This is a genomic window from Streptomyces sp. NPDC055099, assembly GCF_053607685.1.
Genome location: NZ_JBSGUA010000002.1, coordinates 182,808 through 192,989 on the forward strand (window position 1 = coordinate 182,808; position 10,182 = coordinate 192,989).

Here is a 10,182-nt window from a genome sequence, read left to right on the forward strand (position 1 = left end):
CACGCACAACCCCGCGAATCATTCAGCCGCGCTGCGCCTATGGATACTGACGGCATAGCCGCCGCCCTCGTAGGGGTGGGCGTCCCACGTCGCGAAGCGGTTGACGAGGGTGAGGTGGGCCGCGGCGCAGTAGGCGTCGTACTCGGGCAGGGTGATGCTGGGCGCTACCGGCAGGTGGGCCTTGTCCAGGCCGAAACCGGCGACCAGGAGGCCGCCCGGGCGCAAGGTCGCGGCCAGGCGGTTGACCACTGTGGCCTCGGTCCCGGTGGCAAGGAGGGGGAAGATGTTGCCGGCGGCGACCACAAGGTCGAAGCCCGCCCCCACCTGAAGCTCGGCCGGGTCGAACGTGGCCAGGTCGGCCTGAACCCAGGGCAGTTCCGGCGCCTGCCTGCGCGCCACGGCCAGCATCGAGGCGTCCAGATCGACCCCGACGCAGTCGTACCCGAGCTCCGCCAACCGGATCATGACCCGGCCGGTACCGCACCCGGCATCCAGCACCCGCGCCCCGGCGGGCACCAGCGCGGCACACACCCCTGCCTCGCCGTGCATGTCCTTGCCGCTGCCGGCCAGGGCCGCGAACCGGGCGGCATAGTCCTCTCCGGACGTCCCACCAGTCAGCTCTTCCCAACGGCTCATGACGAACAGGGTAGACGCATGGGCCAGGTGAGCAGCATGGGGACGCGCTTCACGCGGCCCCGACCGGAGTCATGGCGCGGCAACTGATCACCCCCGCCACAGATCGCAACCTCAACAGATCACCGCCGCAGCCGCCCTTCTCTTCGTCCCTGTCGCGCGGCGATGGGTGGCTCGGATGAGGATGCCCACCAAGGCAGCCAGGTCCGCTGCGCCGTCCGCGTCGTCCGCGTAGCGGGTGGTCTGCAAGGGGCCGGTCTGATCCAGCCGGACTCCTTCGCGTTCCAGTACGTGGCCGAGGGTGAGCATGGCGAGGCGGGCGTTGCCGTCGGGGAAAGGGTGGAAGAACGCCACGTCCAGGTAGGCCCGGGCCGCGCGGGAAGCCAGGGGCACGGTCCTGTCACTGCTCTCGCGCAGGCAGCGCTCGAAGTCCGTCTGGGTGCCCGGGGTCAGTGCGTAGCGTTCCCGGCCGCCCTTGGCGTAGGCATCGCCTTGCCGGAAGGCAACCTGCGGCACGCCAAGGACAACGCGCTGCCATCGGGCCAGAAGCGCACAACTGAGAGCGTGTCCGTGTGATGCGTCCGCGCGCGATCGGGCCAGTGCCGCAAGCAGGCGGTCGCCGCGAGCCGGGTCGGTGGGGCGGCTCTGTGCGGCGCACCAGGTCGCCAGACCGTCCACGGTCGCCGCGAGTACAGGCGCAGGCGTGACTACGGGCGCAGGGGTGTCTACGGGTGCGGGCATCGCGACAGGCGCAGGTGCCTCGCCGGTCGGCGAGGTCCAGTCCACCTGGTCTCGCACTCTGCTCCAGGCAGCCAGGGCGTCAGCAGTCACGATAAGGCCGGTCTCCGGTCAGGCCCACGGCAAGATCCTCCCCCACGGCATCGACCAGGACGGACGACGGTTGTGTCCAGCTCTCGAAGCGTCCGCCGATCGCCCTCTCCACGGCTGCTCTCGCGGGCTCGGGCCGCATGCCGGTGGACGTCAGGAACCATGTCAGGACCGTGTGGCAGAGCCCGTACCAACCGCATTCGGCGCCCGTGCGGTCGACGACCACCGTCACCAGGCGGGTGGCAGCCCGGTCCAGATGCCAGCTTCGGTCCTCGGCGACGGGCGGCGCCAACTGCGCGAATCTTTCCGCGAGTTCCTCGAGCCAGTCGCGCCACTCCAGCAGCGAGGCCACCACCTTGGCAGCCGTGGCAGCAGGTTCACCCACGGAATGAGAGGCACAGCACCAACTGGCGACCACTCCGCCGCCACCGCCCTCACCCAGCGCCCAGTGCCATCCACACGCCCAACGGCCGTACCGGGCAGTCACAAGCTCCGTGACCTCATCGACGAACCGGTGCCTCGCCTCCCACCCGGCGTCGGCGGGAGGCACCATCGAGGCGATCGCGTCGACGAGCTCGGCATGCTCTTCGTCGCTCCACGCGAAGGCGTTCAGGTCAGGGTCGGCGGCAGACCACGGCAGTCTGGCCGGGGCGAGTTCGTCGTTGGTGGCCGTGGCGTTCCTCCGGAGGTCAGTCGGTCATGGCGAGGGGCCATCGTGCCAAGGGCTCACCACGCTGTCACGCGAGTTCCCGGCACCACAGCGGACCGTCATGGCCCCACACCCGACCGGCACTGCCCCGCAGCCGACCGACACGGCAAAGTACCCTCTGTCGCTGGTCCCGGTGCACACGCGGCCATGCCTGCGGCTCGCGGCTCGCGGCTCGCGGCGATACCGGATTACGGCGTCGGCGCCTGGGCACCGGGCACTGGTGCGCAGGAACCTCCTGCCGACGACGTACAGCGAACGAACGGGGCGGGGCATGGGCACGGCGACGACGGTTCCTCAGACGCGGGACATGGAGGGTGATGAGCTCTCCGGCGACGAGGCCTTCGTGGCGCTGCGTCACTACGGAGGCTGGCGGCTGCTGCACGATGCCTTCGTGCGGTTCCGCTACGCCGACGGGTTCAGCCACTCCCGGGCCCTTGCGCTGCAGACGGTCCTCGCGGTCGTCCCGCTCGCGATCGTCTTCGTCGGCCTGTCGAGCGTGCTGCACACGCAGGGCATCGGCCGGTTCGCCGAGGTCGTCATCCAGCGTTTGGCACAGGGGCCGAGCGCTGACGTCGTCGACGAGGCGCTGGCCCGCAGCCGCCGTACCGCGGACAGTGGCACGCAGGTCGCGCTCTGGTTCGGGCTCGTTTTCTCCCTGAGCAACGTCACCACAGCGATGTGCCAGATAGAACGCGGCGCCAACCGCATCTATGGCAACGAGCGCGACCGGCCCTTCCACCGCAAGTACCTGCGCGGCCTGATCATGGCGCTGACCGCGGGCCTGCCTCTGGGGCTTGGCTTCGTCGTCATGGTGGCGGGCCGTGACCTGGCGGCCGCGGCGGTGTCGGTCTTCGGTGCCGGGTCCTGGGTGACCACCCTGTTCGGGGCGGCGCGCTGGCCGTTGGGCTTCGTGCTGGCGCTCGTGGCGGCGAGCATCATCTTCAGGCTTGCGCCGCGGCGGCGCCAACCCGGCTATACGTGGCTGGCGTTCGGCGCGGCGGTCTACCTTCTCCTGTGGACAGCTCTGACCGGTCTGCTGAGCCTGTACCTCTCGATCAGCGGTTCCTTCGACACCGTCTACGGTCCGCTCAGCGCCTTCATGTCCTTGCTGCTCTGGGCCTACCTGACCTCGATCGCCCTGTTCCTGGGCCTGGCCTTCGCCGCACAGCTCGAGGCCGCCCGTGCCCTGCAACCAGGCCCCGTCGAAGCGGACCCGGGAGTCTGATCCGGCGATTTCCGTGGCACTTCTCGTGCTCGTTCGCATTCTCGTTCGCGTGGGCCTGGGCTTGTGCTTGTCTGGACCGTCCCTCACCAGGAAGGCACCCCGGCATGACCGCCAAGTACGACGTCAAGCGCGAGCTCAAGCGGTGCTATGCGCCCAAGAACACGGACTGGGAGCTCCTCGACATCCCCGAGCTGCGCTACCTCGCCATCGACGGGCACGGCGACCCGAACACCAGCGCCGCGTACCCTCGCGCGGTCGAGGCGCTCTACCCGGTCGCCTACACCGTCAAGTTCGCGAGCAAGGGCGACCTCGGCAAGGACTTCGTCGTGGGCCCGCTCGAAGGACTGTGGTGGGCGGACGACATGGACGACTTCCTGGCCAGGCGCAAGGACAACTGGCGCTGGAGGCTGCTCATCAACGTCCCCGACTGGATAACCGGCGACATGATCGACGATGCCAAGCGCGCCGCCTTCTCCAAGAAGAAACTTCCCGCCATCGAGGAGGTCCGGTGGGAGACCTTGCGCGAGGGCACCAGCGCCCAGGTCCTGCACATCGGCTCGTACGACGACGAGACCCCGATCCTGACCAGGCTGCACCAGGAGTACCTGCCGGCCAACAACCTGCGCGAGACGGGGCTGCACCACGAGATCTACCTCAGCGACCCGCGCAAGACCGACCCCAGCAAGCTCAAGACGATCCTGCGGCAACCCGTGGAAGCGCGGGGCGACTGAGCGCCCCTGCGACCCAGCGACGTCGACGTGCCGGGCCGGCCCTCATTCCCCACCCTCCCCCTCACGCTTCTATGCGCAACCAGGTGTCGCCCGCGCGGAGCCAGAGGAAGCCGTCGCGGCCTTGGCCGCAGCGCAGCACGACCCGGCCCGGGACCCGGATGTGGTCCCGGCCGGTGACTGTCCAGGTGCCGCCGACCAGCTCGGCGCGGGTGAGTTCCACGGAGCGCTTGTTGTGGTCCCGGCGAGTGAGGACCGCCCGGTTGCCCCGGACCGCGAATCCGTCCGGGGCGCGGACGGGGCTGGGGTAGCTGACGACGTCGCCCGTGGACGGGGTGATGCGTGTCAGGAACGTGCCGCCTCTGCTGCCGCCGGAGTACCAGACGAGCCATACCCGTTCGTTCTCGGTCGCGGCGGTGCAGCCTTCCAGCGGATGGTCGGGCAGTCGTCCTTTCGGGGTCCAGGACGCCTGCCCCTGGGTGTCCCAACCCGCAAGGCCCGCACCGGACTCGGGGTGGCCGCCGTAGATGCCCTCGTCTCCGTAAGCCGTCCAGATGCCTCCGTGGGCGTCGGTGACGAGAGCGGGGATGTCGTCGCCGACGCAGAACTCGGCTTCAGGTGTGCCGGACGGGGAGAACACCACGGCGTTGGGCTTCCAGAGGCTCTCGGCCTCGTTCAGGAACGTACGGCCGCTCACCAGCAGGAATCGGGAGCCGGGGAGGAGGGCGAGGTGGCTGGGACGCATCGCGATGTCCTTCACCGGGGTCCGCTGCTCCCCCGAGCCCGTGATGGTGAGCAACTCACCGCTGAACGGGGGCGACGACCGTAGCCCGAGCCAGCCCTTGGGGTAGCGGCCGCGCTCAAGGTGACGTCGGTGGACCAGCAGGATCGCGAGCTCACCGGCAGGCCCGACGCTCCACCACAGGGCCCGGAGTCCCCGGACGGCATCAGCGAACGGAAGCTGCCACACGTGACGTGTCGCGGCACTGGAACGGGCAGGTATGCGGCGCGGATTCATAAGCGGTCGCCTCTGGGACTCCGGGGGCTGAGCCGCCCGAAGATCGCTACCTTACTGGCCCTCTTGCTGCCGCTGTACCGCTCCCCTCCCCCGGCGGGCGGGCCCACCGGACGACGGCGCATGCGCACCGCGGCCGAAAAGCCAGAAGGGGGCCCACCCGGCAACGGGCGGCCCCCTGGCTCAGCTCGCAGGAGCTCAACGGCTCATCGGGCCTGGGCCGCCTCCAAGCCCATGGACGCCACCTCAAGACCCGTACGCACTCCGTCGACGACCTGACGGGGGTCGTCGGGGAGGTTGATGCTGCCCCCGTGGGGGCTCTCGTCGGCGTGGGCGGGTGCGGGTGCGGCCACGGCGAAAGCAGCAGCGGCAGCGGACAGGGCGACAACGACGCGCTTCGTGTTCTTCATGCCCATTTGAACGATCACGAGGGCCACCAGGATGCGCACATCCGGGCAACTCAGGGGAAAACGTCGTCTCTGCTGCCGTCGTAGAGGGCCCGGTGTCTACCAGCGCACCGGCACCTCGCGCAGGCTCCGCATGAGGCTGGTCCTCCACTGCGGGGTGCCGTCGCCGTCGAAGGCCAGGCGGGGGAAGCGGTCGAGGAGGGTGCGCAGGGCCAGGGTCGCCTCCAGGCGGGCCAGCGGGGCGCCCAGGCAGTGGTGCAGCCCGTGACCGAAGGCGAGGTGGGCGCGGGTCGTGGCCGGGTCGCGGTGGATGTCGAACCGTTCGGGGTCCGGGAAGCGCGCGGGGTCGCGGTTCGCGGCGGCGATGGAGAGTACGACTCGGGCGCCCGCCGGTATGTGGGTGCCGCCGAGGGTGACGGGTTCGGCCGTGTAGCGATAGGCGCCGGCCGGCGCGGGCGACTCGAAGCGGAGCGTCTCCTCCACCGCGCCGGTGAGCAACTCGGGGTCGGCGCGGAGGGCCGCGAGTTGCCCGGGGTGCCGGAGCAGCAGGTGGACGGCGTTGGAGATGAGGTTGACGGTGGTCTCGTGCCCTGCGACCAGCAGGAGGAAGGCCATGCCGAGCAGTTCCTCCGGCGTGAGCCGGTCGGCTCCGTCCCCGTCGTGGGAACGGACCAGCGCGTGCAGCAGATCGCTCTCCGCCGCGTCCGGCAGGCGCCGCTTCTCCTCCGCGAGGCCCGCGAGGTAGACCGCCATCTCCTGCGAGGCGAGGGCGGACTGCTCCGCGTCGTCGAGGGCGACGACCTTAGTGGACCACGCGCGAAAGGCGGCCCGGTCGGCGTCCGGCACGCCGAGCAGCTCACAGATGATGGTGAGCGGCAGCGGGTAGGCGTACGCGGCCACAAGGTCGGCGCGGCCGTCGGCGGCCACGGCGTCCAGGAGCGCGTCGGCGGCCTCCTGGACGCGGGGCCGCAGCGCCTGGACGCGTCGGGCGGTGAACTCGCGGGCAACCAGCGTCCGCAGCCGAGTGTGGTCGGGCGGGTCGACCTGAAGCATGTTGCGGCCCACGGCGTACAGCCCGTCGTCCTCGAAGTCGGCGGAGTGCCGTACGTCGTTGCGGAACCGGGGGTCCGCGAACGCGGCACGCACTTCCTCATGCCCGACCACCAGCCATGACTCGTCCCCGGTGGGGAACCGCACGTGGTGGACGGGCCCGCGGGAGCGCAGTGCGGAGAAGGCGGAGTAGGGATCGGCCGTGAAGTCCTCGGTGAGGTCGGCGAGTCGGAGGGTGGGATGTTGCGTACGCATCGACGGCTCCCGAAAAAGAAGTGGGGATGACTCCCCGCTTACCTGGCACGGGCGACCGTAACACGAAGCGGGGACACCTCCCCGGTTCAGGGTCGTCGATACCGCACGTCCGTCACCTGGCACGATGAACGGCCATGGATGGTCAAGAAGCCGCGAAAGCCCAGGCTCTCCGCGTGGTCACCGAACTTTTTCCCCGCACCGTGGGCGCCTTGCTCGGAGGCTCCGCCGCTCAAGGGCGCGCGACGGCGGCCAGCGACCTGGATGTGGCCGTGCTGCTTCCGGACTCGGACATCAGCCGACGGGAGGTGATTCGCCACGAGGGCCGGACAGTCGAGTTGTTTCTCAACGCCCTCGCCGACATACCGGAGTTCTTCGCCTGGGATCGGGCCCGGCGTCGCGGGACCGTCCTGTTCGTCTATGACCAAGGCCTGCCGCCCGACAGCTCAGCGCCGACCCCGCGCTGGGCAAAGCCCTGCTGGACGGCCATCTCGCAGTGGCCGAGCACGCCGATCCCCTCCCGTTGACCGCCGCGGTGAGACAGGCTCTCGACCTGTTCGGCGGGCCACTACGAGAGGGCTACTCCCAACCCTGGCGCCCCTGAGCTGCCGTCGACGCTGTCGCGGACCGGCCTGTGCGGCGCGCTCCCTGAGCCGGTGTGATCCTCCGTGAAGCGCACCCCCGGACGAGTCGCACCCCTCAGATCCGGACACACCGCGAAGCGGCCCGGCCGGGTGAGCGGTGCGGTGACACGGCGTCGGCATGCGGGGTGTCCGTGCAGCAGTACCGTCGGCGGGCCATGGCCTTCGAACCGGGCGGAGACGGAAGGCTCGGCGGCATCGATCTGGTTTGTCTCGAATTCTTCGAACACGCGGGCCCCTTGAGAGGGGAAGGCCATATCGCGTATTCATCGTCGGCGTGGGGGCAGGCCCTTCGGTTTCTCCGGCTGGAATCGGCCATGTGGCGGGTCCTGATATGGGTCCCGCCGAGAGCGCATGAGGGCCCAGCCTCACCCTAAACCTGAGGTCGAGACTCAATTCGATGTGCGGTCGCGGCTTCACCCGCGTGGCGCACTCACCCACGAATTCAGCCGCCCCGCCGCGACCCCCGCCCACTACGTCGACGACCGCTGCAGCCCCAAGGGCGCCGGGCGCGGATCCACCACCGCGCAAGATCCCGGCCCCTCTACTCGATCATCGCGGAGGACGAGGCTCCGGCGACGGCGGTCTTGAGCCAACAGGCCCTGCAGGGCGTGGAGTTGACGCTTCCAGCGGGCTCGAAAAGCGCTGTTCGCGCAGGTCACCGGGCATCTGCGTCATACCAAAGGACCCTCGGTGATCACCGGTGAGTTGAACAAGCTTCAAAGGTTGACCACAAATTACACACATCCCCTCTTCAGACCGGCGCCAATGGTCTAGATTGACCGTGCTTCACATGCGGACACGAGGCGACAAAAGATGATCTATAAGTCCGGCGCCACGGACGACCAGCAGTTTGCGTACCCGGCGCCAGGCTTGGGGGTGATCAATTCGTGGTGCCCGGAAGAAGCCCGGGGTGTGGGGAACACCCGGGGTTTCGACGGGCTTTTGCGCGCGTCGAGGGTCTGGCAGCGCATGCAAGTCCGCTGCCGCTTGGGTGGGGTGCTCAAGTGACGCTGCAATAACCGGGATGTCATTCGCTGGGGGCGAGGGCGTCTCGGGGGGAGGAACAGCGTGGCGTGACGCGGGGGGCGGGGGCCTCCCGAGGGGAGGACACAGTGCGGGGGGCGGGGGCGCCTCCCGGGGGGAGGAACCGTGTGGAGCGAACACGTCGAGCCCACTGGCGACCTGGGGGGGTCTGTGCAACAGGGGGAATTAGTCAGCCCGTTTCCACCGGCGCACGGGCGTCCGGGGAACGGGGCAATCAGCCGACCACCGATTGACTGGGAACAGCGCTACCGCCGTGCCGTGATCACCAGCGACGCCGTGGTCACCGCCTTCGTGGTGGCGGCGATCGGCGGCTTCTTCGGGGCCCGGGACGCCGCCAACTGGCACGAGAAATGGCGCATCCTCGCCTTCGGCACGGAGCTCCTTGTGCTGGGAGCGCTCGCGGCGAGCAGGTCGTGGGCTCCCGCCGTGCTCGGACAGGGCGCGGAGGAGTTCCGCCGGCTCGGACGCTCGCTGTTCACGGCGGCCGTCGTGCTGTCGCTCGGCGGGATCGCGCTCACCTCGCGCAACATCAAGCTCTGGATATTCGTCGCGATCCCGGCGATCGCGCTCGTCATCATGACCGAGCGATATCTGCTGCGCCTCTGGCTGCACGCACACCGTAAAGAAGGACGGTGTCTGCGCCCGGTGCTCGCTGCCGGGAGCCCGGCCACCGTACGCGACCTGATCGCCCGGACCCGGAAGTTCCCGCACCTGGGCTGGCGGGTCGAGGCGGTGTGCACGCCGGACGGTTACGGACTCGACGGCGACCATCTGGACGGCGTACCGGTCGTCGGGCGGCTCTCGGACGTCGCCGGCCACGTCCGTCGTGACGGCTACCGCGTCGTCGCCGTCACACCGGACCCGCACTGGTCACCGGACGGACTGCAACGCCTGGCCTGGAACCTCGAGGGCAGCGACGCCGAGATGGTCGTGGCCCCCGTACTGATGGAAGTGGCAGGTCCACGGCTGCATGTCGACGCGGTGCTCGGGATACCACTGCTCCGGGTCAGCATGCCGACCTTCACCGGCGGACGCCGGGTGGTCAAAGGGATCGTGGACCGGTTGGGCGCGGCCATTCTGCTGCTGCTGTTCGCGCCGCTGATGGTGCTCGTCGGGCTGCTCGTGCTGATGGACAGCCGGGGCGGGGCGCTGTACCGGCAGCGCAGGGTCGGCAAGGACGGCCAGGAGTTCACCATCTTCAAGTTCCGCACCATGGTCGTCGGGGCCGACCGGGCACGCGCCGAACTGGCCGACCGCAACGAGGGCGCGGGGCTGTTGTTCAAGCTGCGCCGGGATCCGCGGGTGACCCGCGTGGGAACGGTGCTGCGCCGGTACTCGCTCGACGAGCTCCCGCAGCTCTTCAACGTGCTCACCGGCTCGATGTCACTCGTGGGTCCGCGGCCTCCGCTGCCGGAGGAGTCCGCCGCGTACGGCCCGGACATCCGGCGCCGGCTGCTCGTCAAGCCGGGGCTCACCGGCCTGTGGCAGATCAGCGGACGCAGCGACCTGCCGTGGGAGGAGGCGGTCCGCCTCGACCTGCGGTACGTGGAGGACTGGTCGCTCGCCCTGGACACAGTGATCTTGTGGAAGACCCTGCGGGCGGTGTTGCGGGGGCAAGGGGCCTACTGATGCGACTCATGCGATTGA

Annotated in this window: 10 protein-coding genes; 4 read left to right on the plus strand and 6 right to left on the minus strand. The window is 69.7% G+C overall.

Annotation, left to right across the window (positions count from 1 at the left end; genetic code table 11):
- Positions 1–18 precede the first annotated feature (18 nt).
- The 3 genes from ACWFRU_RS05210 to ACWFRU_RS05220 form a co-directional block, all read right to left on the minus strand.
- Positions 19–636, minus strand: coding sequence for a class I SAM-dependent methyltransferase (locus ACWFRU_RS05210; protein ID WP_453684744.1), 618 nt, complete (start codon positions 634–636; stop codon positions 19–21).
- Positions 637–747: 111 nt separating this feature from the next.
- Positions 748–1,149: a Fic family protein gene (locus ACWFRU_RS05215; protein WP_453684745.1), complete on the minus strand. Its 402-nt coding sequence runs from the start codon at positions 1,147–1,149 to the stop codon at positions 748–750.
- A gap of 304 nt (positions 1,150–1,453) precedes the next feature.
- On the minus strand, positions 1,454–1,846 hold the full coding sequence (locus tag ACWFRU_RS05220; protein ID WP_453684746.1) for a hypothetical protein: 393 nt from the start codon (positions 1,844–1,846) through the stop codon (positions 1,454–1,456).
- A 595-nt stretch (positions 1,847–2,441) separates the two neighbouring features.
- Here ACWFRU_RS05220 and ACWFRU_RS05225 point away from each other — a divergent pair.
- Together ACWFRU_RS05225 and ACWFRU_RS05230 are read left to right on the plus strand one after the other, a co-directional pair.
- Entirely contained in the window at positions 2,442–3,395 is a 954-nt protein-coding gene (locus tag ACWFRU_RS05225) for a YihY/virulence factor BrkB family protein (RefSeq protein ID WP_453684747.1), read from the plus strand.
- A 104-nt stretch (positions 3,396–3,499) separates the two neighbouring features.
- Positions 3,500–4,126 carry a GyrI-like domain-containing protein gene (locus ACWFRU_RS05230; RefSeq protein ID WP_453684748.1) on the plus strand — a complete coding sequence of 209 codons (627 nt, stop codon included), beginning with the start codon at positions 3,500–3,502 and terminating at the stop codon, positions 4,124–4,126.
- A gap of 61 nt (positions 4,127–4,187) precedes the next feature.
- Here ACWFRU_RS05230 and ACWFRU_RS05235 read toward each other — a convergent pair whose 3' ends face one another.
- From ACWFRU_RS05235 to ACWFRU_RS05245, 3 genes are all read right to left on the minus strand, one after another.
- Positions 4,188–5,093 (minus strand): hypothetical protein, encoded by a 906-nt coding sequence (locus ACWFRU_RS05235; RefSeq protein ID WP_453684749.1) that lies wholly within the window; start codon positions 5,091–5,093, stop codon positions 4,188–4,190.
- Between the two features lie 251 nt (positions 5,094–5,344).
- Entirely contained in the window at positions 5,345–5,548 is a 204-nt protein-coding gene (locus ACWFRU_RS05240; RefSeq protein WP_453684750.1) for a hypothetical protein, read from the minus strand.
- A 96-nt stretch (positions 5,549–5,644) separates the two neighbouring features.
- A complete protein-coding gene (locus ACWFRU_RS05245) occupies positions 5,645–6,850 on the minus strand; it encodes a cytochrome P450 family protein (protein ID WP_453684751.1) in 1,206 nt (401 codons plus the stop codon).
- 134 nt (positions 6,851–6,984) lie between these two features.
- Here ACWFRU_RS05245 and ACWFRU_RS05250 point away from each other — a divergent pair, with 134 nt between their 5' ends.
- Both ACWFRU_RS05250 and ACWFRU_RS05255 read left to right on the plus strand, forming a co-directional pair.
- Positions 6,985–7,374 carry a nucleotidyltransferase domain-containing protein gene (locus ACWFRU_RS05250; protein WP_453684752.1) on the plus strand — a complete coding sequence of 130 codons (390 nt, stop codon included), beginning with the start codon at positions 6,985–6,987 and terminating at the stop codon, positions 7,372–7,374.
- 1,311 nt (positions 7,375–8,685) lie between these two features.
- Entirely contained in the window at positions 8,686–10,164 is a 1,479-nt protein-coding gene (locus tag ACWFRU_RS05255) for a sugar transferase (RefSeq protein WP_453685264.1), read from the plus strand.
- Positions 10,165–10,182 lie beyond the last annotated feature (18 nt).

Bases quoted from the DNA above. Each gene is read 5' to 3' on its own strand.
- ACWFRU_RS05230 (WP_453684748.1), top strand. From the start codon at position 3,500: ATGACCGCCAAGTACGACGTCAAGCGCGAGCTCAAGCGGTGCTATGCG.
- ACWFRU_RS05225 (WP_453684747.1), top strand. From the start codon at position 2,442: ATGGGCACGGCGACGACGGTTCCTCAGACGCGGGACATGGAGGGTGAT.
- ACWFRU_RS05210 (WP_453684744.1), bottom strand. From the start codon at position 636: ATGAGCCGTTGGGAAGAGCTGACTGGTGGGACGTCCGGAGAGGACTAT.
- ACWFRU_RS05240 (WP_453684750.1), bottom strand. From the start codon at position 5,548: ATGAAGAACACGAAGCGCGTCGTTGTCGCCCTGTCCGCTGCCGCTGCT.
- ACWFRU_RS05245 (WP_453684751.1), bottom strand. From the start codon at position 6,850: ATGCGTACGCAACATCCCACCCTCCGACTCGCCGACCTCACCGAGGAC.
- ACWFRU_RS05250 (WP_453684752.1), top strand. From the start codon at position 6,985: ATGGATGGTCAAGAAGCCGCGAAAGCCCAGGCTCTCCGCGTGGTCACC.